24 protein-coding genes are annotated in these 23,154 nt (G+C 75.3%); 10 read left to right on the top strand and 14 right to left on the bottom strand.

Going from position 1 to position 23,154, the window contains the following annotated elements; genetic code table 11:
• Positions 1–78 precede the first annotated feature (78 nt).
• Positions 79–567: an SRPBCC family protein gene (locus tag MLV88_RS09505; RefSeq protein ID WP_242352624.1), complete on the top strand. Its 489-nt coding sequence runs from the start codon at positions 79–81 to the stop codon at positions 565–567.
• Here MLV88_RS09505 and MLV88_RS09500 read toward each other — a convergent pair.
• From MLV88_RS09500 to MLV88_RS09470, 7 genes are all read right to left on the bottom strand, one after another.
• Positions 542–997: a universal stress protein gene (locus tag MLV88_RS09500; RefSeq protein ID WP_242340587.1), complete on the bottom strand. Its 456-nt coding sequence runs from the start codon at positions 995–997 to the stop codon at positions 542–544. The two genes, MLV88_RS09505 and MLV88_RS09500, sit on opposite strands and share 26 nt — an antisense overlap.
• 145 nt (positions 998–1,142) lie before the next feature.
• Positions 1,143–3,161 carry a hybrid sensor histidine kinase/response regulator gene (locus tag MLV88_RS09495; RefSeq protein WP_242340588.1) on the bottom strand — a complete coding sequence of 673 codons (2,019 nt, stop codon included), beginning with the start codon at positions 3,159–3,161 and terminating at the stop codon, positions 1,143–1,145.
• Entirely contained in the window at positions 3,158–5,308 is a 2,151-nt protein-coding gene (locus MLV88_RS24570; protein WP_243337337.1) for an ATP-binding protein, read from the bottom strand. The genes MLV88_RS09495 and MLV88_RS24570 overlap by 4 nt, the downstream gene beginning before the upstream one ends.
• Positions 5,305–6,303 (bottom strand): SpoIIE family protein phosphatase, encoded by a 999-nt coding sequence (locus MLV88_RS09485; RefSeq protein WP_242340590.1) that lies wholly within the window; start codon positions 6,301–6,303, stop codon positions 5,305–5,307. Before MLV88_RS09485 ends, MLV88_RS24570 begins: the two co-directional genes overlap by 4 nt.
• Complete coding sequence (locus MLV88_RS09480; RefSeq protein WP_242352632.1) at positions 6,300–6,704, bottom strand: anti-sigma regulatory factor; 405 nt, start codon at positions 6,702–6,704, stop codon at positions 6,300–6,302. Before MLV88_RS09480 ends, MLV88_RS09485 begins: the two co-directional genes overlap by 4 nt.
• A gap of 10 nt (positions 6,705–6,714) precedes the next feature.
• Complete coding sequence (locus tag MLV88_RS09475; protein WP_242340592.1) at positions 6,715–7,086, bottom strand: STAS domain-containing protein; 372 nt, start codon at positions 7,084–7,086, stop codon at positions 6,715–6,717.
• 12 nt (positions 7,087–7,098) lie between these two features.
• A complete protein-coding gene (locus tag MLV88_RS09470; protein WP_242340593.1) occupies positions 7,099–7,950 on the bottom strand; it encodes an STAS domain-containing protein in 852 nt (283 codons plus the stop codon).
• 181 nt (positions 7,951–8,131) lie between these two features.
• Here MLV88_RS09470 and MLV88_RS09465 point away from each other — a divergent pair, with 181 nt between their 5' ends.
• A complete protein-coding gene (locus MLV88_RS09465; RefSeq protein ID WP_243337336.1) occupies positions 8,132–9,211 on the top strand; it encodes a 4Fe-4S binding protein in 1,080 nt (359 codons plus the stop codon).
• On the opposite strand, the gene MLV88_RS09460 is transcribed toward MLV88_RS09465, so the two are convergent.
• Complete coding sequence (locus MLV88_RS09460; RefSeq protein ID WP_242340595.1) at positions 9,195–9,896, bottom strand: radical SAM protein; 702 nt, start codon at positions 9,894–9,896, stop codon at positions 9,195–9,197. The genes MLV88_RS09465 and MLV88_RS09460 overlap by 17 nt on opposite strands.
• A 112-nt stretch (positions 9,897–10,008) precedes the next feature.
• Positions 10,009–10,632 (bottom strand): methyltransferase domain-containing protein, encoded by a 624-nt coding sequence (locus MLV88_RS09455; protein WP_242340596.1) that lies wholly within the window; start codon positions 10,630–10,632, stop codon positions 10,009–10,011.
• Positions 10,633–10,868: 236 nt separating this feature from the next.
• Between MLV88_RS09455 and MLV88_RS09450 the strand changes: the two genes are divergently transcribed.
• Positions 10,869–11,339: an aminoacyl-tRNA deacylase gene (locus tag MLV88_RS09450; RefSeq protein ID WP_242340597.1), complete on the top strand. Its 471-nt coding sequence runs from the start codon at positions 10,869–10,871 to the stop codon at positions 11,337–11,339.
• 28 nt (positions 11,340–11,367) lie between these two features.
• Here MLV88_RS09450 and MLV88_RS09445 read toward each other — a convergent pair whose 3' ends face one another.
• Together MLV88_RS09445 and MLV88_RS09440 are read right to left on the bottom strand one after the other, a co-directional pair.
• Positions 11,368–12,816, bottom strand: a complete 1,449-nt coding sequence (locus MLV88_RS09445) for an MFS transporter (RefSeq protein ID WP_242340598.1) — start codon at positions 12,814–12,816, stop codon at positions 11,368–11,370.
• A 149-nt stretch (positions 12,817–12,965) separates the two neighbouring features.
• The gene (locus tag MLV88_RS09440; protein ID WP_242340599.1) at positions 12,966–14,678 is read right to left on the bottom strand and encodes a sensor histidine kinase; all 1,713 of its coding nucleotides are present in this window, start codon (positions 14,676–14,678) and stop codon (positions 12,966–12,968) included.
• Positions 14,679–14,877: 199 nt separating this feature from the next.
• On the opposite strand from MLV88_RS09440, the gene MLV88_RS09435 reads away from it, so the two are divergent.
• The 7 genes from MLV88_RS09435 (at position 14,878) to MLV88_RS09405 (ending at position 20,486) form a co-directional block, all read left to right on the top strand.
• Positions 14,878–15,360 (top strand): MarR family winged helix-turn-helix transcriptional regulator, encoded by a 483-nt coding sequence (locus MLV88_RS09435; RefSeq protein WP_242340600.1) that lies wholly within the window; start codon positions 14,878–14,880, stop codon positions 15,358–15,360.
• Positions 15,361–15,401: 41 nt separating this feature from the next.
• The gene (gene surE, locus MLV88_RS09430) at positions 15,402–16,166 is read left to right on the top strand and encodes a 5'/3'-nucleotidase SurE (protein WP_242340601.1); all 765 of its coding nucleotides are present in this window, start codon (positions 15,402–15,404) and stop codon (positions 16,164–16,166) included.
• On the top strand, positions 16,163–17,149 hold the full coding sequence (locus tag MLV88_RS09425; protein ID WP_243337335.1) for a M23 family metallopeptidase: 987 nt from the start codon (positions 16,163–16,165) through the stop codon (positions 17,147–17,149). Before surE ends, MLV88_RS09425 begins: the two co-directional genes overlap by 4 nt.
• Positions 17,150–17,227: 78 nt before the next feature.
• Complete coding sequence (locus MLV88_RS09420) at positions 17,228–17,743, top strand: adenine phosphoribosyltransferase (RefSeq protein ID WP_242341385.1); 516 nt, start codon at positions 17,228–17,230, stop codon at positions 17,741–17,743.
• A gap of 46 nt (positions 17,744–17,789) precedes the next feature.
• On the top strand, positions 17,790–18,638 hold the full coding sequence (locus MLV88_RS09415; RefSeq protein ID WP_242341384.1) for an MBL fold metallo-hydrolase: 849 nt from the start codon (positions 17,790–17,792) through the stop codon (positions 18,636–18,638).
• Between the two features lie 76 nt (positions 18,639–18,714).
• A complete protein-coding gene (locus MLV88_RS09410; RefSeq protein WP_242341383.1) occupies positions 18,715–19,422 on the top strand; it encodes a ferredoxin reductase domain-containing protein in 708 nt (235 codons plus the stop codon).
• A gap of 8 nt (positions 19,423–19,430) precedes the next feature.
• Positions 19,431–20,486 carry an AI-2E family transporter gene (locus MLV88_RS09405; protein WP_242341382.1) on the top strand — a complete coding sequence of 352 codons (1,056 nt, stop codon included), beginning with the start codon at positions 19,431–19,433 and terminating at the stop codon, positions 20,484–20,486.
• A 27-nt stretch (positions 20,487–20,513) separates the two neighbouring features.
• On the opposite strand, the gene MLV88_RS09400 is transcribed toward MLV88_RS09405, so the two are convergent.
• The 3 genes from MLV88_RS09400 to MLV88_RS09390 all read right to left on the bottom strand — a co-directional run.
• Entirely contained in the window at positions 20,514–20,762 is a 249-nt protein-coding gene (locus MLV88_RS09400) for an Lrp/AsnC ligand binding domain-containing protein (RefSeq protein ID WP_242341381.1), read from the bottom strand.
• A gap of 89 nt (positions 20,763–20,851) precedes the next feature.
• Positions 20,852–21,778: a DNA-3-methyladenine glycosylase family protein gene (locus tag MLV88_RS09395; RefSeq protein WP_242341380.1), complete on the bottom strand. Its 927-nt coding sequence runs from the start codon at positions 21,776–21,778 to the stop codon at positions 20,852–20,854.
• Positions 21,779–21,843: 65 nt separating this feature from the next.
• Positions 21,844–23,154 (bottom strand): BamA/TamA family outer membrane protein (locus tag MLV88_RS09390; RefSeq protein ID WP_308197550.1); only part of this gene is annotated, 1,311 nt, incomplete at its 5' end.

Here is a 23,154-nt window from a genome sequence, read left to right as displayed (position 1 = left end):
AGCGGACCCGAGCGGCGCCAGCAAACCCCGCGCGCGGGCGCTATCGGGAGCGGCGAAGGCCCACCCCGGAGAGACCCCATGGCCCGCCGCTGGGTCCTCGAGCGCGCGCAGCTCGTGCCGCGCCGGCGCGAGGACGTCTTCGCCTTCTTCTCCGACGCGCACAACCTCGAGGCCATCACGCCCGGGTTCCTGCGCTTCCGTGTCGTCACGCCCGGCCCCATCGAGCTCGCGCCCGGCGCGCTCATCGCGTACCGGCTGTCGCTCTTCGGCGTGCCGTTCTCGTGGCGCACGCGCATCGACGAGCTCGTGCCCGGCGAGCGATTCGTGGACGTCCAGCTCGCGGGCCCCTACCGGCGCTGGCGCCACCTCCACACGTTCGAGGACGCGCCGGGGGGGACGCTAGTGCGAGATCGCGTCGACTACGAGCTGCCCTTCGGTCCCCTCGGCACGCTCGCGCACGCGCTCCTCGTGCGCCCCTCGCTCGCACGGATCTTCGCGCACCGCGCGGCGCGCATCGCCGAGCTCCTCGCGCCCGTCCCGCCTACGCCGCGGGCGGCCGGACCGTGAGCACCGGGCAGTGCGCCCTGCGGACGACGCGCTCCGCGATGGAGCCCATGAGGGCGTGCTCGATGCCGGTGCGCCCGTGCGTGCCGAGGACGAGCAGGTCCATCCCCCGCGCCCGCGCGAACGCGACGATCTCCGCCGCCGGCTCGCCGGCCTCCTTCGCGGTCTCGACGTGGGGCGCGCCGAGCGCCTCGGCGCTCACGCGCCACTCGTCGAGGTGGCGCTGGGCGCCCTCTGCGAGATCCTGGAGCATCTTCGGGCTCGCCACCACCGAGCCGTCGGGGAAGGTGTAGCCGGGGACCGGATAGGCGTGCAGGAGCCAGAGCTCCGCGCCCATCCGCCGCGCGAGGTCGGCGGCGACCTCCATCGCGGCGCGCGAGGCGTCGGAGAAGTCGATCGGGCAGCAGATCCGCTTCCACTCGGCGGTCGGCATCGGGGTGCTCCTCCCGCGCCAGTGTAAGCCCCGCGGCCGCCCCTCGCGCGGGTCCGCCCCGCGAGACCCGCCGCTCCCCGCCGCGGCCCCGGATTGCGCTCGCCTGCGCGCCAGCCGCGCACCTCGCCTGGGTGGTCGATGGGTTCTACCCCGCCACGGGCAGCGTGAACGAGAACCGCGCCCCGTCGCCGGGCTCGCTCTCCACCCAGACCTTCCCGCCGTGGCGCTCGACGAGCGTCTTCACGATCGACAGGCCGAGCCCCACGCCGTGCGCGCCGGACTCGCGCCCGCGCCAGTAGCGCTCGAAGATGAGCGTCTGCTCCTCCAGCGCGATGCCCGGCCCCTCGTCCGTGACGGTGAACAGCGCCTCGTCTCCCCGACGCCGGGCGGCGAGCTCGATGGTGCCCTTGCGCGGGCTCACCTTGGCGGCGTTCGAGAGGAGGTTCGAGAGGACGCGGTGCACCCGCTCGCGATCGCAGCGGACCACGACCCCCTCGGCGACCGTGCGGACCCGGAGCTCGCGCTCGCGCACGGCGGGCGCGACGCCGTCGAGCGCGTCGTCGAGCAGGTCGCGCGCCGCGTGCTCGCCCAGGTCGAGCTCGAGCCGCCCCGTCTCCGCACGCGCGAGGTCGAGCAGGTCGTGGACCAGGCGGTTCATCCGGTCGCCGGCGCGGCGGATGCTCGCCGCGCGCCGCGAGACGACCTCGCGCAGGTCGGGGCGATCGGCGGAGCGCTCGAGCTGCGCCGCCGCGAGGACGATCGACGAGAGCGGGTTGCGCAGGTCGTGCGAGACCTCGGCGAGCGTCTGCTCGCGGGCGCGCAGCGAGCGCGCGAGCTCGTCGTGGAGGCGCGCGTTCTCGAGGGCGATCGCCGCGCGATCCGCGATCTCCTCGCCGAGCGCGAGCTCGACGGGCGCGAGCTCGACCCCGCGCGCCGAGCGCACGAGCGTGAGCGCGCCGAGGACCCGGCCGCCGTGGGCGATGGGGAACACGGCCGCCGCGCCGACGCGGAGCGTGAGCAGCGCCTGCCGGTGGGCGGCGTCCTGCGCCGGCTCGAGCGCGTCGGGATCGTCCACGGGCTGGAGGTGCTGCGGCGCGCCCGCGGCGAGCGCGCGCGCGATCGCGCCGGCTCCTCCCGGCGCGCGGGCCTCGACGACCGCCGCGTCGGGCAGGCGCGCCGGCTCGGCGCTCGCCACCGCGAGCCGCTTCGTCCCGTCCTGGGTGACCCGGTCGACGATGCACCAGTCCCCGATCTCGCCCGCGCAGAGCACCGCGAGCCGGCGCATCGCCGTGGCGATCTCCCCCGGCGCGACCATGAGCGCGCTCGTGACGGAGAGCAGGAACGACATCCGGCGCTGCGCCGCCTCGGCGCGCGCGAGCGCGTCCTCGCGCTCGCGCTCGGCCCGCTTGCGCTCGGTGAGGTCGAGCACGAACGCCACGTGGCCGCCGCCGCCGGGGACCGCGGCGGCGCCCACCAGCACCGGCACGCGGCTGCCGTCCTTGCGCCAGAACTCCTTCTCGTACGGCCGCACGACGCCGCCGGACCGGAGCTGCTCCTCGGCGGCGGCGTCCAGCGCGCGCCACTCCGAGGGCGTCAGCTCGCCCTGCTCGGCGCGCAGCCCGGGGGCGAGCGAGACGCCGTTCACCTGGGCGAGGTCGTCCGCCCGCGCGAGCCCCAGGATGCGGAGGAGCTCGTCGTTCCCCTCGAGGAAGCCACCCCGGCGGTCGAACTCGGCGACCCCGAACATGCTCGAGTCGACGAACCGCCGGAGGCGCGCCTCCGCGAGGCGGACGCGCAGGAGCGCGTTCAGCGCCGCCACGAGGACGTGCGGCTCGACGGGGTGGGTGAGGTACAGGTCCGCGCCGCCCTCGAGCCCTCGCACGACGTCGTCCGCGTCGGCCCGACGCGCGGAGAGGAAGACGATCGGCAGCGCGGCGGTGGCGGGGTCCGCCTTGAGGTCGCGGCAGACGTCGAAGCCGATCGCGTCGGGGAGCTGCACGTCGAGGAGCACGAGCTCGGGGCGCGCGGAGCGCGCGAGCGCCCGGGCCTGGGCGCCCGTGGCGGCGACGCTCACGCGGAAGCCGGCGTTCGCGAGGATGCGGTTCACCGCGTAGCGGGTCGCCTCGTCGTCCTCGACGAACAGGATGTGCGCCCGGGAGTTCACGGCGGATCGACCCCTCGTCCGAGGCGCGCGAGCGCTTCCCGGATCTCGTGCAGCGCGGACAGCCGCGGTCGGCCCTTGGCGAGGATCGCCGCGGCGCCCGCCGCGCGCGCGCGCTGCTCGGGGCCGAGCTCCTCCCCGGTGTAGACGAGCACCGGCACGTCGCGCGTCCGCGGGTCGGCCCGGAGCCGCGCGAGCACCTCCCCCCCGTCCATCCCCGGCATCTTCCAGTCGAGGAACACCGCCGCGGGCCGGCGCTCCGCGACGCGCCGCAGCGCCTCCTCGCCGGAGGCGACGTCCACGACCGCGTAGCGCGTCTCCGAGAGGAGCGAGCGGAGCAGGTACCGCGAGGCCTCGTCGTCGTCGACGATCAGGAGCTCCTCGCGCGGCAGGAGCCCCGCCGCCTCCTCGAGGCGTGACAGGAGCCAGCCGCGCTCGAGCGGCTTCTCGGCGAAGTCGTCCGCCCCGAGCCCCTTCGCCTTGCCGCGGTTCTCGACCATGGTCACGACGTAGACGGGGATGCCGCGGGTGAGCGCGGAGCCCTTGAGCTCGGACAGGAGCGGCCACGCCGTCTCGGCGCCGAGCATGACGTCGAGCACGACCGCCACGGGCCGGAGCCGCTGCACCGCGCGCCGCGCCTCGAGCAGCGTCCCGACCGAGAGCACCTGGAACGGCGTCCCGCTCGTGAACTTCTCGTAGACGAAGATCGTCTCGGGGTTGTCCTCGACCACGAGCACGGGGTACCGGGTGGGATCGTGGAGCGCGGCGATGTCGGGGACCGCGCCGATCTCGGGGGGGCCCCCGTAGAAGAGCGGCACGTCCAAGGTGAAGGTGGAGCCGACGCCCGGCTCGCTCTGCAGGGTGATCCGGCCGCCGAGCAGCTCGGCGAGCCGCCTGGAGAGCGGGAGCCCGAGGCCGGTGCCGCGCACGCGCCGCTGCACCGGCGAGTCGAGCTGACCGTACTCCTGGAAGATGCGCTCCTGGTCCTCCGGCGCGATCCCGATGCCGGTGTCCGACACCGAGAAGATCGCCCGGCCGCCCTCGCGCCGGGCCGCGATGCGCACCTCGCCGCGCTCGGTGAACTTGAGCGCGTTGGAGATGAGGTTGCGGAGGATCTGCGAGATCTTGCCCTCGTCCGTGTAGAGCGCCGGCAGCCCCACCGGGTCCTCGAAGTGGAGCGCGAGCTGGGTGGTCGCGAGGAGCGGCCGCAGCATGCCACGCAGCGCCCCGAACAGCTCGCTCACCTCGAACGGCGCGGCGCGGACGGTGGTCTTCCCCGCCTCCACCTTGGCGAGATCGAGGAGGTCGTTCACGAGGTCGAGCATCCCCTCCGCCGAGCGGCGCGCGAACCCGATCTGCTTGCGCTGCTCGTCGTTGAGGGGGCCGTCGCTCTCGCCGAGCAGCAGCCCGCAGAACGAGATCACGGTGTTGAGCGGGGTCCGGAACTCGTGGCTCATGTTCGAGAGGAACCGGCTCTTCAGCTCCGAGGCCCGCCGCAGGTAGTCGGCCTTCTCGTCGAGCTCCGCGTACAGCGCGACCACCCCGCGGTTCGTGTCCTCGAGCTCGCGGTTCAGCTCGACGAGCTGGCGCTCGCGCTCCTTGAGCGCGTCGAGCGCGCCGAGCAGCTCCTGGTTCTGGGTGGTGAGCTCCTCGAGGGCGTCGTGCGGCCGCTCCCGCGAGAGCGCGTCGAGGAGGGCCGCGAGCTCGCGCGGCGTCGCCGGCCCCGCCCCCGGCGGCAGGTCCTTCACGAGCGTCACCGTCGTGCCCGAAGGTCCGCTCTGGATGTCGAAGCGGTCGACGAGCCGCCGGCTCCCGGCGATGCCGAGCCCCATGCCCGTGGGGGAGTGGTAGCGGCCGGAGAGGACCGCGTCGAGGTCCTTCACCCCTCGTCCCTGGTCCCGGACGCGCACGACGAGCGCGCTCGCCTCCTCGCCGTCCTCGAGCGCGATCTCCACCTTCCCGCCGCTCGCGTACTTCCAGGCGTTCCGCGCGATCTCGGAGACGGCCGTCGCGAGGCGCGTCTGCTCCGAGGCCGCGACGCCCACCAGCCGCGCCACCTGCCGCGCGCGCTGCCGCGCGAGGACGACGTCCTCCTCCCGCCGGATCGCGACGGTGAGGATGGGGCCGGTGCCGCCCGGTTGGCTCCTCACACGCCCCTCCGCGCGACGAGGACGGTCGCGTCGTCGCGGCCGCGCGCGTGATCGCGGAACAGGACCCCCGCCACGAGCGCGGGGTGCCGCGCGAGCAGCCCCGGGTACGCCGCGGCGTCCCAGTGGGTGGCGATGCCGTCCGAGTGCATGACGAGGACCGCGCCCTCCGGCACTTCGTAGGCGTACTCGTGGATCGATCGCGCCGCGTGCCCGGCGGTCCCTGCGAGCGACACGAGCCGGCGCACCGCGCCGGTGCCGACGATGGCGCCGACCACGTTCCCGAGCCCCGAGTAGCGCAGTGCGCCGGTGCCGAGGTCGAGCGTGGCGACCGCCAGCGCGGCGCCACGGGTCGCGCGGAGCGCGGCGTGGGCCCGGCCGACGATCTCGCGTGGCGGCTCGTCGGCCGCCTTGCGGATCGCCTCGAGCGCGACGTGCGCCGCGTCCGCCGCGTGGGGCCCGTGGCCGAGCCCGTCGACGACCGCCAGCACCGCCCGGCCGGCCTGCTCCACCACGAGCCACCCGTCGCCGCAGACGCGCTCGCCGGCCGTGGCGACCGAGATCGCGCCCGTCGCGACCTGGCTCGCGGGCGGGCGCTCCGCCCAGACCTCGGCGACGAGCGCGGTGCCCTTCCCCGGCGCGCTCCACACGTCGAACGCGTCGCCGACCCTCGCCATGGCGCCGAGCCCCTCGCCCGGCGTCCCAGCGGTCGAGTGGCCGTCGCGCATCGCGCGCGGGAGGTCCTCGATGCCGCGGCCCCGGTCGAGCGCGACGACCGCGACCCCACGCGGCGGGTGGCCGAGCGGCTGGACGCAGACCACGCCGCCGCCCCCGTGCGCGACGAGGTTCCTCGCCGCCTCGCTCGCCACGATGGCCGCCCGCTCGGCGACCACGTCGTCGAGCCCGAGGTCGCCCGCCAGCCGGCGCGCCGTGCGGCGCGCCTCCCCGATCTGCGAGGCCTCGTCGACGCGGACGAGGATCGTGTCACCATTGGTCAATGCCACTTCGTCACCGTGACGCGGGTCCCCGCGCCGGGGGCGGACTCCACCGCGAATTCGTTCACGAGCCGCTTCGCCCCGCCCAGCCCGAGGCCCAGCCCTCCGCCCGTGGTGTAACCGTCCTTCATCGCGAGCTCCACGTTCGAGATCCCGGGGCCCCGGTCGACGAAGACGAGCCTGAGCCCGGAGCGCGGCGGCTCCTCCAGCACCTGGAGCAGCATCTCGCCGCCCCGGCCGTGCTCGAGCGCGTTGCGCGCGAGCTCGCTCGCGGCGGTGACGAGCTTGGTCTGGTCGACGAGCGAGAAGCGCAGCTCCTGGGCGCGGCGCCGGACCCGCTGCCGGACCAGCACCACGTCTGCGTCGGAGCCGATCGCGACCGTCTCCTCCTTCACGACGGGCATGCGGTCGTCCTCACGCGCGGCTCCTCCGAGCCGCGCCCGCCCGCAGGAGCGCCATCCCCTTCTCCACGTTCAGGGCGGTCCGGATGCCGTGCAGCGTGAGGCCGAGCTCGACCAGGGTGATCGCCACCGACGGCTGCATGCCGACGACCACCGTCTCCGCGTTCATGAGCCGGGCCATGGAGGCGATCGAGCCGAGCATGCGGCCGATGAAGGAGTCGACGACGTCGAGCGACGAGATGTCGATGAGCACGCCGCGCGCGCCGGTGCGCGTGATCTGCGCCGTGAGGTCGTCCTGCAGCGTCAGGGCGAGCTGGTCGTGCATGTCCACCTGGATGGTGACGAGCAGGAACTCGCCCATCCGCAGGATCGGGATGCGGTCCATGTTCCGACCTCGTCAGCGACCGGGGAGCTGTGCCACGCCCAGCTTGTCGAGCGCCGCCTTGAAGGCGTCGGCGAGGTTCGCCTTCGTGACGACGGTGCCGAGATCGATCGCGAGGTGGACGATGGTCTGCGCGATCGCCGGGCGGATGCCGCTGATGATGCACTCGGCGCCCATCAGCCGCGCCGCCGCCACCGTCTTCATGAGGTGCTGCGCGACGAGGGTGTCGACCGTCGGCACGCCGGTGATGTCGATGATCGCCACCTCGGAGCCGGTCTCCACGATCTTCTCGAGGAGCGTCTCCATCACCACCTGCGTCCGGTTGGAGTCGAGCGTGCCGATCATCGGCAGCGCCAGGATGCCGTCCCACAGCTTCACGACCGGGGTCGAGAGCTCGAGCATCTCCTCCTGCTGGCGCACGATCACCGCCTCGCGCGCCTTCTGGTACACCTCGGTCGTGTAGAGGCCGAGCTCGTCCAGGAGCTCCGTCGCCGCCCAGGTCTCGTCGGCGAGCGCGACCGGGTCCCGCATGAGCTCCTCCCGCAGCCGCATGAAGAGCGGCCGCTTGAACGAGAAGACGAACTTGGCGGTCTCGCTCGGCGAGAACCCCTGCGCACCGCGCGAGGCGGAGACGTTGGCGAGCAGCTCGCGGAGCGGCCCGTACTCGGGACGGGTCATGTCGACGCCGCCCTTCGTCGTCGCCTCGCGGAACAGGCGCAGGAACTCGGCGCACTGCTCGCGCAGCTCCCCCTCCTTGATCGCGCCGGTCCGGGACCTCGACTGTAGCTGCTCGCGGATCCAGTCCGCGAGCAGCGCCTCGCCGTGACGCTCGAGGATGCGCGGGAGGTGGATGAGGTTGACGGCCATCGTTACGCTCCGTGTAGTTGGAATTTTGGGAAAAGCGGAATGTTACGCATCGCGGCCCCCGTCGGAAGGGAGGCCACGGCTCCAGCCCCGGAAGGGATGATCGCGGGACGCATGGCCTCTGCGTTGTCCCAGCCGGGCCCGAGGAGATAACGTTCGCCGCCCGCCGGAGCACCACCCGAGCATGTCGACGCCCAACCACGAGCTTCTCCCCGAGCCGCCGCCCGCTCCCTCGCCCGCCGTCCCTCGATTCGGCGTGACGCCCGCCCGGTGGACGAACCCGCACCGGCTCCTCCCGCGCGTCCGCTGGGCCGTGCAGATCGCGTATCTCGCCTTCCTGGCGCTCGTCGGGCTCGAGTTCGCCCGCTTCGTCTCGCAGGCGACGAGCGACGGACCGCTCACCGTCTCGCGCCCACCCGCGGTCGAGGCCTTCCTCCCCATCGCGGCGCTCTTGGGCCTGAAGCGCTTCCTCCTCACCCGCTACTGGGACGAGGTCCACCCGGCCGGCCTCACCATCCTCCTCGCGGCCCTCGCGACCGCGTTCCTCGCGCGGAAGGCGTTCTGCTCGTGGGTCTGCCCGGTCGGCACGATCTCGCGGGCGCTCGAGTGGATCGGCAGGCGAACCCTGTGGCGCCGCCGCTGGCCGGCGGTGCCGCGCTGGCTCGACCTGCCGCTCTCCTCGCTCAAGTACCTGCTCCTCGGCTTCTTCGTCTGGACCGTCGGGCAGATGCCGCTCGAGGCGATCGAAGGTTTCCTCCGGTCCCCGTTCAACACGGCCGCCGACGCGAAGATGCTCCTCTTCTTCCGGCACCCCGGGACGATGTCGCTCTTCGTGATCGGGGCGCTCGCGGCGCTCTCGCTCGTCGTGAAGCACTTCTGGTGCCGCTATCTCTGCCCGTACGGCGCGCTCCTCGGCGTCGCGAGCCTGCTCTCGCCGCTCTCCGTGCGCCGGGATCCGGACGCCTGCAACGACTGCCGCGCCTGCACGCGCGCCTGCCCCGCGGAGATCCCGGTGCACACGCGGCTCCGGGTGATCTCGACCGAGTGCACCGGCTGCATGTCGTGCGTGGCCGCCTGCACGACGCCCGACTGCCTCGGCGTGACGCGCAAGGGGGCGCGGGCGCTCTCCCCGTGGCTCGTCCCGGCGGTGGCGCTCTCGACGCTCCTCGGCTTCTGGGCGATCGCGCGCGCGACCGGCTTCTGGGAGACGAGCCTGCCCGCCGCGGCGTTCCGCTTCGCCTACCGGCTCATGGGCATCGAGTGACGGCGGCCGCGCGCGCCGGGCGGGCCAGGAACAACGCCCGCGCCTGCGCGGCGTAGCTCGCGCGCGGCCCCAGCAGGACGGCGGCGGGGTGGGGCGAGGCGAGCATCCCCTCGCGCTCGAGCACCCGGACGGTCGCGAGCGCCTCGCGCAGGTCCTCGGCGCCGTCCACCTCGAAGCGGATGAGCACCTCGAGCTCCGAGCGCGCCTCGCGGATGCTCCGCAGGATGCGCGCGAACCGCTGCTGATCCAGCGCGCTGCGCGACGCCGCGCGCGCGGCGACGGGGATGGTGACCTGCAGCGTCGTCACCCCCGCGCGCGACAGGCGGCGCGCGCCGAAGCCGTCGAGGAGCGTCGCGTTCGTGATCACCGTCGCGTCGTAGCCGCACCCGTCGCGCGCACACGCGTCGCGCACCCGCGCGGAGCTGGCGACCACGACGTCCGTGTCGAGGAGCGGCTCCCCCCCGAACAGGACGAGCGATACCGCCCCTGCGGCGGTCTCGGCGACGAGGTCGGCGAGCCGCTCCGCCACCGCGAGGGCGGCGGCGCGGTTGGGGCGGCCACGCTGGCGCCCCCGCGCGCATCCGCCGCAGGTCAGGTTGCACGGGAACCCGAGGTCGAGGAGCGCCTTGAGCCGCGGGCCCGCGAGCCCCTCCGTCGGGTCGAGATCGTACGTGAGGATCGCCACCGCGGCGGAACGTGGCCACGGCGCGCGCGCCCGGCCTCGGCCGTCGTCACTCTGAGCGAAGTCCGTCGGGGTACCCGGTGCGTCGCGGCGATCGCGTCATCAGGTGTCGCCATCAGGGCGGCAGCCGGCCCGTGAGCACCGCGAGCCGCACCTCGCGACCGACGCCGGGCAGCCACGTCGCCGCGCTCTCCACCGCCGACCAGAGCGCGTCGGCCCAGGGCGAGACCGGGCGCCCCGCCGCGGGCGCCGGGAGGCGCAGGACGCGGATCCCGGGGAGGTGACGTCGAACGAGCTCGAGCTCCCGCGCCCCGAGCGCGCCGGCGGTCGCGGCCCGCGGCGGGCTGCTGTCCCACGCCGCGGGGGCGAGCGGCTCCACGAAGGCGAACGGGGCGTCGGGCCTCACCCAGGCCCGCAGGCGGTAGAGGAGGGCCTCGATGTCCGCCGCGCGAGAGAGCAGCCCCTCCGCGGCCACCGCGTCGAACGACCAGGTCGGCAGCTCGATCGCGCGCCACGGCTCCGGGGCCGCGAGCGCGTCGGCACCGAGCGAGATGGGCGTCACGCGCGCGCCGTCCCGCTCGAGCGCCGCGGCGAGGGGGCCGGCCTCCTCGGCCGCGACGAGCACCTCCGCGTCGCGCACCTCGCCGAGGGCTTCCCGCGCGAGCTCGCGGGCGGTCGGGGACGGTCGGGACGCGCGCGGTCGGCGCCCCAGGGTCGGAGCAACGGTGTCGAGGGCCATTCGTGAGGTGCGATCCCCGCTCTGGCGGCGCCCGTCCGTCGGCGCCTCGGCGATCACGGGCGAACCATTCGCCCCCCGGGCGCGGGAAGCAAGGGCCCCTGCAGAGGACGCCCGCGGACGGGCTCGCCCTCCCGCGTCCCTACCCACCCGTGGTCAGCCGTCGCGCTCGCCGCGGCGGGGGGCGCGGTTAGGGAAAGGTCAACGCCACCCGCCCGCGCCAAGCGGAGGAGGTCGCCGTGATCCCGGAGCCCATCGACCGGTATCTGAAGCAGCACCACCTCGCCTACGAGCACTCGGTCCACGTCCGCGCCGTTCCGGCGCAGCGGCTCGCCGCCGCGGAGCACGTCTCCGGCGAGCGGATCGCGAAGCCGGTGGTGGTCGACCTCGACGGCAAGCTCGCGCTCGCCGTCGTGTCGGCCACGCAGCGCGTGGACCTCGAGGCGCTGCGGCGCGCCACCGGCGCGGCGCGCGCGGCGCTGGCGCCGGAGACCGCCTTCTCGGGGATGTTCATGGCGTGCGAGGTCGGCGCGGAGCCGCCGCTCGGGCTCTTCGGGATGCCCATCTACGTCGACGACGCGCTCGCGCACGAGGCGTGGATCGTCGTCCGCGGCGGCACGCACGAGGACGCGCTCCGCCTCGACACCGCCGCCTGGCTCCGCGAGGAGCACGTGGTGCCGGTCGAGCGGCTCGGCCTGCATCCGTTCTGAGCGGGCGAGCGCCGAGGGCGCGGCGCCGTCACCGCCGGAGGATCCTGACGTACGCGAGGGCTCCTCGCGCCGCGCCGGTCGCGGCGCGGTGCACCTCGGCGAGCGAGACGGCGCCGCGCGCGTCCGTGCGGAGGGCGAGGAGCGCGCTCGCGAGCCGGCCCAGGGCCGACACGACGAACACGAGCTCGAGGCCGGTCCCTCCGGCCCGGCCGAGCGTGGCGAGCGAGGGCGGCAGCGCGACCGCGGCGAGCCCCCCCAGCGTCACGGCGGCGGCGTAGGCCAGGCCGCCCGCCATCGCGAACGCGGCGAGGTGGAACGGGCGGTCGCGACGGGCGCCGATCTCGAGGGGGAGCGCGAGCGTCGCGAGCGCGTGGCCCCCCCAGGCCGCCCCGCCGATCGCGGCGTCGAGCGCGATCGGCCACAGCCGGTCCGGCGAGCTCGCCAGCCACAGGAGCGGCAGCCCCGCGGCGGCGAAGGAGCAGGCGGCGAGCACCGGCCGCGCTCCGGCGCGATCGAGGACCCGCCCCCACAGCGGCGCCGTCACGAAGCGGGTGACCGCCCCGATGGCGGCGTGGGCGGCGACGAGCATGAAGCCGGCCCGGAGGTCGTGCAGCAGGTAGAGCGTGAAGTACCCGCCCGCGAGGCCCACCGAGGCGTTCCAGGCGACCTGGTAGACGAGCACGGCGCGCGCGTCGCGATCCCGCAGCGGCCGGAGCGCGTCCCCGAGCGACGGCGGCGAGGGGGAAGGCGCGGGCGGCTCGTGCTGGCGCTTCATGAGCGCGGTCGTCACCGCGCCGAACGCAGACGAGGCGAGCGCCAGCCCCGCGAGCGCGAGCGGCGCGGCCCTGCCGGTCCCGACCGCGTCGAGCAGCCGCGCGACGCCGAGCCCCGCGACCGTGCCGCCGGCGGTGCAGAGCGCGGTGCGCCGCCCGAAGTAGCGGCCGCGGAGGCGCTCCGGGACGAGCTCGCCCATCCACGCGACCCACGCGTTGTTCCCGACCACGGCGAGGGCCGCGGAGAGCGCCGCGACCACGAGCAGGAGCGCCCGCGCCGCGGGCGCCGACAGCGGGAGGAAGGGGAGCGCGGCGAGCGGGAGGAGCGCCTGGCGCGAGAGCGTCACGGCGCTCACGGCCACCCGGCGTCGGCCGAAGGTCGCGGTGGTCCAGGCGGCAGGGAGCTGCACGACCTGCGCGAGCTGGGGGAGCGCGGCGATGAGCCCGACCTCGAGCGGCGTCGCGCCGAGGTGGAGCGCCCACGCCGTGAGCACGGTGGGACCGGCGGTCGCGGCGACGAGCTCGGCGAAGGCCCCCTCGACCGAGGAGGCGCGCAGCGAGCTGCGGACGCGGCTCTTGGACCCTGTGGCGCGCCCGCCTCCCATCGCGGGCGGAGCGCCGCGCAGGAGCCCGAGGGCGGGCGCGGAGGCAGCAAGGAACAGCCCGCGCAACAGCGCGGCAGGCAGGCGGACGATGGAGTGCATGGCGCGGCGGCGCTCCCCTCCCCGCGCGCGTCAGCGCACTCTGTCACGCACGGGGCGTCCCCGTAAAGGTGGCCGCGCGGGAGCTCGAACGCGCCTCGGCCGATCGTCCGATCGGGTGAGCCGTCGTCGGCTGCGACGCGATCTTCAGGTCAGTCGAGCGGCAGCTCGACGGTGAACGTCGAGCCCTGCCCCGGCGCGCTCGCGACGCGGATGCCGCCGCCGTGCGCGGCGATGATCTGCTGCACGATCCACAGGCCGAGCCCGAGGCCGGAGTAGTGCCGCCCGGAGACGGCGCGCTCGAAGCGCCCGAAGATCCGGGCCTGGTCGGCGGCGTCGATCCCGATGCCCTGATCGGCCACCGTCACGCGCGCCGTGCCGTTCGACGCGGAGACGCCCACGCGGACCGGCTTCCCGTGGCCGTACTTGAGCGCGTTCGAGACGAGGTTCGAGACGACCTGCTCGACGCGCGCCGCGTCGAAGGCGCAGCGGACCGGCCCGGGCGCGTCGCACGTGAGCGCGCACCCGGCGTCGGCGGCCTCCTCGGCGTAGCGGCCGGCCACCTCGCGGACGAGCGCGGCGAGATCCGCCTCCTCGCGCGCGAGCACGAGCCGGCCGGCCGTGATGCGCGACACGTCGAGGAGCGCCTCGGAGAGCCGCACCAATCGATCGGCCTGCCGCTCGATCATCCGGAGCCGTGCCTCGGGCGGCCTCGTCGCGGCTGCGCCGTGCGGGTCCCGCAGCAAGAGCTGCACTCCGAGCCGCAGCGTGCCGAGCGGCCCCCGCAGCTCATGGGAGGCGACCTGGAGGAACTCCTCGCGTGCCCGCGCCGCCGCCCTCGCGTCGCCGAGGAGCCGCGCGTGCGCGATCGCCAGCGCCGCGCGCCGCGCCACCTCGCCGATGAGGACCCGATCCGCCGCACCGTACCGCCGGCCGGGATCGGCGCTCGCCACCGCCAGGAGGCCCAGCGCCTCGCCGTCGGCCACGAGCGCCGCGACCACCGCGGACCGCGGCGCCGGCCCGGGCCCGGAGTGGTCCGGGAACTCGTCGATCGGCTCGGGCCGCGGCGGCTCGCCGGCGATGAGGAGCCGCTCGACCGCCAGCGCACGCGCCCGCGCCTCGACGGGCGCGCCCAGGCTCTCGGGGCCGAGCCGCGCCACGTCGACGAGGCCCTCCTCGCGCAGCGCCAGCACCCCCGCCCAGTCGCCGAGCGCGGGCACCGCCAGGCGCACGACCCCGGCGACCATCTCGGCCTCGTCGAGGGTGGCGGCGAGGTGCGCCGACACGTCGTCGAGGAACGCCAGGCGCCGCTGGGCCGCGACCGCCTCGGCGCGGGCGAGCCGCTCGGCGATGAAGAGCCGCGCGCGGTCCAGCGCCTGCGCGCACTGCGAGGCGATCGTGACTGCGAGCGCGCGCTCGACTTCCGGAAAGACGCGCGGGGCGTCGTAGCCCACGTAGAGCACGCCGAGCGGCAGCCCCTGCGACGGCAGGGGCAGCGCGACGAAGGCTTCCCCCCCGAGCCCCTCGTGCCCCGGGTACCTGGAAACGAGCGCGGCGCGATCCTCGAGGAACACGGGCGCCCGCGAATGGAACGCGTCCCGGACCGGCCCCGGTTCGGTGAGCCGCGCCGACGCCACGACCCCCGGCTCCGCGCCGTACGGGAGCACGTCCATGCCGCCGCCGGCGCCGGGCACGAGGAGGAGGCCCCGCGCCCCGCCGAGCGCGAGGACCCCGCGCCCGAGCGTGACCTCCGCGACCTCGTCCGGCGTCCGCGCGCGAGAGAGCGCGGCCGTGACGGACTGCAGCCGCTCCAGTCGGGCGGCCGACGCCTCTGCGTCCGCACGCGCGATTCGCTCCGCTTCCAAGGAGGGAGCGGTGCCGCCCGCGCGCGGAGACGCGGTGAATCCCTCTCGCCAGTCCAAATTGTCCCCCCGGACACGGACTGCGTGTTTGGCTCGCCATTAACCCAGAACGGGTGAGCGGATTCAAGGCCAGTGTGCGCGGGCATGACCCGCGTCCCCTCGCCCGTGGTAATCGCTTCGGGATCGAGGTGAAATGGTCGTCATGTCCAGGCGCGCCCAGAAGAACGCAGAGCTCCAGGTCAACGGGAAGAGGGCCCTCGGCCCCGTCCTGGAGTTCATGCGGACGCTCTGGGCCCTCGATCACGCGCTCCAGTCGGCCTCCAAGCGGATGGAGTCACGGCTGCGCATCACCGCGCCGCAGCGGCTCGTGGTCCGGATCCTCGGGCGCTATCCGGGCATCTCGGCGGGCGAGCTCTCGGAGATCCTGCACCTCCACCCGAGCACGCTCACCGGGATCCTGAAGCGCCTCGGCGACCGCGGTCTCCTGGAGCGCCGGCGAGATCCCGCCGACGCGCGCCGGGCACTCTTCTCCCTCACGGCGAAGGGGCGCACGGTGGACGACCTCCGGAGCGGCACGGTCGAGGCTGCGGTCCGGCGCGCGCTCACCCGCGTGCGCCCCGCGACCGTGCAGCACGCGCGCGAGGTGGCCGAGGTGCTCGCGGCCGAGCTCGCGCGGGCGGACTGAGCCCCCTGCCCGCCTGGCGGTCCGGTGGTACATTCACGCGCGTGCGAGTCCTGCTCTCCAACGACGATGGCGTGCATGCGCCCGGGCTGAAGGCGCTCGCCGCCGCCTTCGAGGGCGACGAGGTGTGGGTGGTGGCGCCCGACCGCGAGCAGTCGGCCTCGTCGCACGCGATCTCGCTCCACCACCCGCTGCGGCTCCTCGAGCTCGCGCCGCGCTGGTACGCGGTGGACGGGACGCCGACGGACGCCGTGTACATGGGCCTGAACCACGTGCTCCGCGCGGCAAGGCCCGACGTGGTCGTCTCGGGGATAAACCACGGCCCGAACCTCGGCAACGACGTCCTCTACTCCGGCACCGTGGCGGCGGCGATGGAAGGGGCGCTCCTCGGGGTGCACGCGATCGCCGCCTCGCTCGCGTCGCCCCCGACCCATGTCTTCGAGGAGGCCGCCCGCTTCGTGGCGGCGCTCGCGCGGCACGTGGTCGCGCGCCCGCCGCCGGCGCCGCTCCTGCTCAACGTCAACGTCCCGCCCGGCCCGGTGCGCGGGTTCCGCTTCGCCCGGCTCGGCCGGCGGACCTACGGCAACGAGGTCATCGAGAAGACCGATCCGCGCGGCCGCAAGTACTACTGGATCGGCGGCGAGGGCGGCCCCACGAACGAGGACATCCCGGGCTCCGACTGCAACTGCGTGCTGAAGGACGGTCTCGTGGCCGTCACGCCGCTCCACCTCGACTCCACGAACGACGCCGTGCTGCAGGAGCTGCGGAGCTGGACGCTGCCCGGGTACACGAAGGAGCCGGCGCTTTGACGAAGCCCCGCGCCGTCCGCGGCGCGGCGCCCTCCCGGCCCGCGCTCGGCGCCGCCGCCCTCGCGCTCGCCCTCGCCGCCTGCGCCCCGCCCCCGTCGCTCGCGCCCCGCGCCGCCGCGCCCTCCCGCGCCTCGCCCGACCCGGCGCCCGACCCCGCGCCACCGCCGGCCCGCGCCCTGCCCGTGCCGCTCGAGTCGGCGCCGCACCACGAGGAGCCGGGCGTCGTCGGCGTCGTACACATCGTGCGGAGCGGTGAGACCGTCTACCGCATCGCCCGCGCCTACGGCGTCGACGCGGCCGACCTGATGGAGACGAACGGCATCTCCGATCCTCGCGCCGTGGCGGCGGGCACCGCGCTGTTCATCGCGGGAGCGAGCCGGGTCGTGTCCCTCTCGCCCCCTGACGCGGGCGCGGCACCCGCGCCGCTCGCCGCCGGGCCCGCACCGCTCGCCGCCGGACCCTCGCCGCTCGCCGCCGGACCCGCGCCGCTCCCAGACCCGGCGCGCGCCGACCCCCGCGCAGAGCCTCCGGCGGCCGCCTCCCTCCCGACTCGCGCTCCGCCCCCGGCGGCGAGCGCCGCCCCCGCCCCGGCCGGCCTACGGGCGAGCGACGACGGCGCGCCGCTCGCGTGGCCCCTCAAGGGCGTGCTCTACGGACGCTACGGGGTCCGCGCCGGACAGCGCCACGACGGGATCGACATCGCCGCCCCCGAGGGCGCGCCGGTCGCCGCGGCGGCCGACGGCGTCGTCATCTTCGCGGGCGAGCAGCCCGGCTACGGCGCGATCGTCATCCTCAAGCACGCGGACGACCTCGTGACGCTCTACGCCCACAACTCGCGCGTCCTGGTGAAGGACGGCCAGCGGGTCTCGCGCGGCGATCCGATCGCGCGCGTCGGGCAGACCGGCCGGACGACCGGTCCCCACCTCCACTTCGAGGTCCGCAAGGCCACCCGCCCGCGGAACCCGCTCCTCTTCCTGCCGTGACGGCGCGCCCCGCCCGCCGCGGCCCTCGGCCTCGCTCCGGCGCGATACCCGTGCTGGGCCGTGGTAATGTCCGCGCCCATGGAAGCCGTCCGCGCCCGAATCCGAGACGTCCCCGACTTCCCTCAGAAGGGAATCGTCTTCAAGGACATCACCCCCGTCCTCGCGGATCCCACCACCTTCCGCGAGGTCATCGACGCGTTCGTCGCCCGCTGGAAGGACGAGCGGATCTCGAAGGTCGTGGGGATCGAGTCGCGCGGCTTCCTCTTCGCGGCTCCGCTCGCCTACGCGCTCGGCGCCGGGCTCACCATCGCGCGCAAGCCGGGCAAGCTCCCGTGGGAGACCATCCGCGAGGTCTACTCCCTCGAGTACGGCGAGAACGCGCTCGAGCTGCACATCGACGCGGTCAAGGCCGGCGAGCGCGTGCTCGTGGTGGACGACGTGCTCGCGACCGGCGGCACCGCCGACGCGGTCGGACGGCTCGTGACGCGCCAGGGGGCTCACCTCGTCGCGTACTCGTTCCTGGTCGAGCTCGGGTTCCTCGGCGGCGCGAAGCGGCTCGGCCGCGAGCACGTGCACGCGCTCCTCTCCTACTGACCGATCGCGCGCTGCCGGCGCGGCCCCACCGGATTAGAAACGGCCGGTGAGCCCGACCTCGCCCGCGCGCACGCTCAAGTTCCTCGGCACCGCCGGCGCGCGGTTCGTCGTGTCGACGCAGCTCCGCCACTCCGGCGGCCTCGTCTGGACGCTGGATGGCACGGTCGTGTGGGTCGATCCCGGGCCGGGCGCGCTCGTGCGCGCGCTCGCGTCCAGACCGCGCGTGGACCCGGCGAAGGTCGACGCCCTGGTGGTCACGCACCGGCACCTCGACCACGCAGGAGACGCGACCGCGATCGTCGAGGCGATGAGCAAGGGGGGCTTCGCACCCCGCGGGACGCTCCTCGCCCCGCGCGACGCGCTCGAGGAGGAGCCGGTGGTGTTCCGCTACGCGCAGCGGTTCGTCGCGCGGCGGCTCGTGCTCGCCGAGGGGAGCCGGCACGAGCTCGCGCCCGGCGTCTTCCTCGAGACGCCGCTCGCGCACGACCACGGGATCGAGACCTACGGCTACCGGCTCTCGGCGCCCGGATTCACGGCAGGTCACGTCGTGGACACGTTCTGGCTGGACGCGCTGCCGCGCGCGTACGCCGGCGTCGACCTCCTCGTCGTGAACACCACGCGCGAGCACGGCCGCGACCGGAGGTACCTCCACCTCGGCGCGGACGACGCGGAGGCGCTCGTGGCGGAGATCCGGCCCCGGATCGCCGTGCTCACGCACCTCGGCATGCAGCTCGCGCGGGGGCGGGCGGAGGAGCTCGCGCTCGCGATCTCCGGGCGCACCGGCGTCCCGACGGTGGCGGCGCGCGACGGCTGGCTGCTCGATCTGACCGAGCTCGAGGCCGCGGCGGAGCGCCGGCGCGTCCCTCCTCGCCCGCGAGGAGATGACGCTCGGTGACACGCCCCTCCCGAGCCGGCCGCCTCCCGCCGCCGCGGGCGCGCCGTGGAGCGCGCCCGGTGATAGGTTTCGCGCGATGACGGGCCCCACGCAGCACGCCGCCGTGCCGGTCCTCGCGGCCTGGGACGAGACCTCCGCCTTCCGGGGCCTGCGCGTCGCCTTGCCGCCCCCGCTCGCGGCGGCGCACGTCCTCCCCGGCCAGGTGGTCAAGATCCGCACGGACGCCGGGGAGGGGTTCTTCGCGCTCGCGAGCGCCCCGGACCCGAGCGGATCCGCCGACCTGCTCGTGAAGCGCGGCGGGCACGTCGCGGACGCGGTGATCGCCCGCGCGGTCCCCGGGGGCCACCTCGAGCTCACGCCCCCCTTCGGGAAGGGATTCCCGGTCGCCGAGGCGGAGGGCAGGGACGTGCTCCTCTTCGCCGCCGGCTCCGCGATCGCGCCGGTCCGCTCGCTCGTGCAGCACCTCGTGCGCGAGCGGGACCGCTTCGGGCGAATCACCCTCTTCTACGGCCAGCGCCTCGGCGCGGAGTTCGCGTACGTGGGCGAGCACCTGGCCTGGGAGCGCCGCGGCGTGCGCGTGATCCTCTGCCCCTCCGCCGAGGACGACGCGTGGCTCGGCCTCCGCGGCCGCGTCCAGAAGGTGGCGCGCTCGCTGGCGTTCGGCGGGGCGGCGCCCGGGGACGCCGTGGCGTTCGTCTCCGGGATGACCGCGATGGTGGAGGACGTCCGCCACACGCTCGCGCAGGCGGGGATCCCGCCCGGGCGCGTCCACGCGAACTTCTAGGGACCCGCATGCCCCCTCCCGTACACGCGCGCCGCCTGCTCGTCGCGATGCTCGTCGCCGCGATCGCGCTGACCGCCGTGCTGATCTGGCCGTTCTGGGTCGCGTTCTTCCTCGCGGCCGTGCTCTCGGCGACGCTGCGGAGCCCCATGGAGTGGCTCACGCGCAAGCTGCGCGGCCGCCGCCAGCTCGCCGCGACCCTCCTCACCCTCGCCGTGCTGCTCGCCGTGGTGGTGCCCGTGGCGGGGATCGGCACGTTCCTCGTCCGCCAGGTCCTCGACGGCATCGCCTGGCTCCGCGAGCTCATCGCGAGCGAGGGCTTCGGCGGGCTCCTGACGCGGCTCCCGGATCCCGTGGAGCGCGCCGCGCGGAGGCTCCTCGCGTCGACGCCGCAGCCGCAGCAGCAGATCCAGCGGATGGCCGAGCAGGGGCAGCAGGCCGCGGGCGTCGTCACCGGCGTGATCTCCGCCACCGGCACGGCCGTCTTCCAGACGACCATGATGCTCATCGCGTTCTTCTTCATGCTCGTCGACGGCGCGCGGCTCGTCGCCTGGCTCGACCGCCACGTGCCGCTCAGGCCCGGGCTCCTGCGCGAGCTCATCGAGGAGTTCCGCAAGACGAGCGTCTCCGTCCTCACCGCGACGCTCGCGACCGCCGGGATCCAGACGGTGACCGCGCTCGTCGGCTACCTCATCGCCCGCGCGCCGAACGTCATCTTCTTCACGCTCGCCACCTTCGTCATCGCGCTCGTGCCCGCGCTCGGCGCCACGTTGATGGTGATCACCGTGGCGGTCGTGCTGCTCGCGACCGGCCACCTCGTCGCCGGCGCGTTCCTCGCCGCGTGGGGCCTCGGCGTCGTGTCGATCGTCGACAACGCCGTGCGGCCTTACCTGCTCAAGGGCGGCATGGAGCTGCACGGCGGCGTCGTGTTCTTCGCGCTGCTCGGCGGTCTCGCCATGTTCGGCGGCATCGGGCTCGTGCTCGGACCGCTGATCGTCACGTTCCTGCTCGCCATCCTGAAGATGTACGAGCAGGAGTACGGGCGCGGGGTGAGGCCCGAGCAGTAGCGCGCGGCGCGCCGCACCGCCCGGCGCTCAGGCCGTCGGCTTGAACGCCCGGAACGCGAGCATCGTCACGGTGTGCGCGACCCCGGCGACCTTCTGCAGCCGATCGGGGATGAGATCGCCGAACGCCTCGTAGGTGGGGGCGTACAGCTTCACGAGCAGGTCGTGCTCGCCGGTGATCGAGTGCACCTCGGAGACGCCCTCGATCTCCATGATCGCGTTCGCGACCTCCTCGAGGCGTCCCAGCTCGCACTTCACGAGAACGAACGCAGCCTTCATCGCGGGCTCTCCGGTCGGGGGGATCCGAGAGCGTTCTACCACGCTCGGCCCCGCGCCGGCCGGGCCCGGAAGCGGCGCTTGCCATCGGCTCACGGCCAGGCCGGCCGCTCGCCGTGCCAGTCGGCGGTCACCTCGAGCCACATGGCGAGCCCGGCGTACGGACCGTACGGCGCATACCAGCGGCGCAGCGCGCGGTCCGTCGGGACGCGACGCCGGCCGCGGAGCCGCGCGAGCTTGGGCCGCGTCCAGGAGTCGAGGGCGAGGTGATCGTGCCGCCCCAGGAGTCGGAGCAGGTGCTCGGTCGCGTAGGGGCCGAAGCCCGCGAGGGCGCGGATGCGCCGCGCGAGCGCGTCGGTCGGCTCCGCCGAGACGCGCAGTGCCTCGAGCTCCAGCGCGCCGGAGGCCACGTCGCGGGCGAGCGCGCCGAGGAACGGCGCCCGGTACCCCGCCCGGATCTCCTCGCGGTAGAAGCGCTCCGGCATCGCGGCCATCGCGGCGGGCGTGGGGAACGCGCGCGTGCCGAGGGGCGCCCGGGCGCCGAGCGCGTCGCACAGGCGCGTCACCATCGCGCGCGTGAGCCCCCAGGAGCAGTTCGTCGTGCAGAGCGTCTTCACCGCGTCCTCGAACACGGTCGGGGAGCGGAGCAGGCGGCCCGCGCCGCGGGCGAGCGCCCAGCGCAGATCGGGGAGGTCCTTCCCCTCCCCCGCGGCGCGCCGCGCCTCGAGCGCCGCCGCCCGCGCGAAGAACGCGGACAGATCGTCGTCGAGCGCCAGGCAGTGACGGAGCGCGTCCCGGGCCGACCGCGCCTCCTCGACGCCGAGCCGGCCCTCACCGAAGGCGCGGAACGCGAGCCCACCCTCCCCCGGCGCGACCTCCGCGTACGCCGTCCGGCCCCCCGGCAGGAGCACCGGACGGCCGAGCACGCGGCGATCGACGTCGTAACGCCAGGGCGGCAGGTCGTACCAGCCGTGGCTGCGCACGGTGAGATCGAGATCGAAAGGCTCGGGGACTCGCACGTGGGGGGGCGCTCCAGGGAGCTACGGGAGCATCGGAACGTCCTGCTCGCGACATGATCGGCCGTCTAGAAGGCCTCCAGCACCAGCACGTACACCTCCGGCCCGGCGGGCCCGGCGGCGAGGTCGAAGCGGATGTTCGCGCCCTCGTCGGTGAGCCGCCAGCGAAGGCCCACGCCGCCGGCCACCTTGACGGTGTCGAGCCCGAGGTCGCGCGGCGTGTGCGCGACCTCGCCGAGCGCGCCGAAGGCCGTGGCGGAGAGCCGCCCGCGAACGGGCACGCGCAGCTCCGTCTGGGCGGCCCAGGACAGCCGATCGCGATAGCGCCCCTCGCGGATCCCGCGCAGGAAGCGGGTCGAGCCGAGCCGCGGGAGCATCGTGAAGGGCACGTCGCCGTTCGACCACTCCGCGATGCCCGCGAGGCCGAGGACCCGGCCGCCGCCCAGCGGCAGGAACCTGCGCGCCTCCGCGAGGCCGCGCCCGAGCCCTCCGTGATCGCCGAGCGCGCGCGGGTACAGCGTGTACCAGGCCTGCGCGAACGCGCCGCGGGAGGGCCAGAACGCGCTGTCCCGCGTGTCGAACGTGAGGCTCGCCCCCGCGCCCGCCCCGCGGAAGCCGCGCGCGCCCGGGACGTCGCCCGACGCGAGGGCCCCGCCGGCCTCGAGGTCGCGGATCTCCTCGGCGCGGAAGTCGAGGCGCGGGCCGGCGCGGAGCGCGGTGCCGGCGATGGGCCACTCCGCGACGAGGTACCCCTCCACCGTGCGGCGCGTGAACGGCTCGCGAGCGCCCTCCGACGAGCGCGGCCCGAGGCCGTAGAAGACGTCCGGGAAGTGCAGCGCGCGCACCCGGCCGCCGAGGAACGCCCCGCTGCGCGTCGTGAGGTCTCCGGCGACGTCGACCGAGCCCTGCCCCTCGAGCGTGTAGACGAGGGCGGCGAACACGGAGGACGCGCGCGGCGCACCGCCGACGTGCAGGTGCAGGCCGCCCGTCGCCCCGAGCCCGAGCTTCGTCTCCGGCAGCCAGAAGAGCACGGGCAGGGCGAACCCGCGCACGCCGCTCGGCGGCGCACCGACGCTCTCGGCGGCGGCCTTGGCGGCCGGCTCCGCGGGCGTCTCCGGCGCCGCCGCGCCCGTGGCCGGATCGCCCGCGTGCGCTCCGGCTTCGGCGCCGCGGGCAGCCTCCTCGGCCATGGCCGCGAAGGGCGCGCCGAGGGCGAGCGCGAGGAGCAGGGGAGCGGAGGAGAGCTTCGTCATCCGAAAGGCGGGAGAGATTAACAGGTCGGCGCCCGCGCCGCCCGAGCCGGGGGCACGCTCGGACGCCTCGGCACTCCGCAGCCGGATGAGGCTGTGCGGGAGCGAGCCGGGGGTCCGGGGGGCGCG

Origin of the sequence: Anaeromyxobacter soli, from assembly GCF_022808855.1 — a bacterium.
In the GTDB taxonomy this organism is placed as follows: Bacteria; Myxococcota; Myxococcia; order Myxococcales; family Anaeromyxobacteraceae; genus Anaeromyxobacter; species Anaeromyxobacter soli.
The sequence above is the reverse complement of the archived record's forward strand: the minus strand, read 5'-3'. Positions and strand labels throughout refer to the sequence as shown.

Excerpts from the sequence above, each read along its gene's own strand:
- MLV88_RS09505 (WP_242352624.1), top strand. The coding sequence starts at position 79 with ATGGCCCGCCGCTGGGTCCTCGAGCGCGCGCAGCTCGTGCCGCGCCGG.
- MLV88_RS09455 (WP_242340596.1), bottom strand. The coding sequence starts at position 10,632 with ATGGCCCTCGACACCGTTGCTCCGACCCTGGGGCGCCGACCGCGCGCG.
- MLV88_RS09445 (WP_242340598.1), bottom strand. The coding sequence starts at position 12,816 with ATGCACTCCATCGTCCGCCTGCCTGCCGCGCTGTTGCGCGGGCTGTTC.
- MLV88_RS09400 (WP_242341381.1), bottom strand. The coding sequence starts at position 20,762 with ATGAAGGCTGCGTTCGTTCTCGTGAAGTGCGAGCTGGGACGCCTCGAG.
- MLV88_RS09405 (WP_242341382.1), top strand. The coding sequence starts at position 19,431 with ATGCCCCCTCCCGTACACGCGCGCCGCCTGCTCGTCGCGATGCTCGTC.
- MLV88_RS09410 (WP_242341383.1), top strand. The coding sequence starts at position 18,715 with ATGACGGGCCCCACGCAGCACGCCGCCGTGCCGGTCCTCGCGGCCTGG.
- MLV88_RS09500 (WP_242340587.1), bottom strand. The coding sequence starts at position 997 with ATGCCGACCGCCGAGTGGAAGCGGATCTGCTGCCCGATCGACTTCTCC.
- MLV88_RS09475 (WP_242340592.1), bottom strand. The coding sequence starts at position 7,086 with ATGGACCGCATCCCGATCCTGCGGATGGGCGAGTTCCTGCTCGTCACC.
- MLV88_RS09480 (WP_242352632.1), bottom strand. The coding sequence starts at position 6,704 with ATGCCCGTCGTGAAGGAGGAGACGGTCGCGATCGGCTCCGACGCAGAC.
- MLV88_RS09470 (WP_242340593.1), bottom strand. The coding sequence starts at position 7,950 with ATGGCCGTCAACCTCATCCACCTCCCGCGCATCCTCGAGCGTCACGGC.
- MLV88_RS09420 (WP_242341385.1), top strand. The coding sequence starts at position 17,228 with ATGGAAGCCGTCCGCGCCCGAATCCGAGACGTCCCCGACTTCCCTCAG.
- MLV88_RS09465 (WP_243337336.1), top strand. The coding sequence starts at position 8,132 with ATGTCGACGCCCAACCACGAGCTTCTCCCCGAGCCGCCGCCCGCTCCC.
- MLV88_RS09435 (WP_242340600.1), top strand. The coding sequence starts at position 14,878 with ATGTCCAGGCGCGCCCAGAAGAACGCAGAGCTCCAGGTCAACGGGAAG.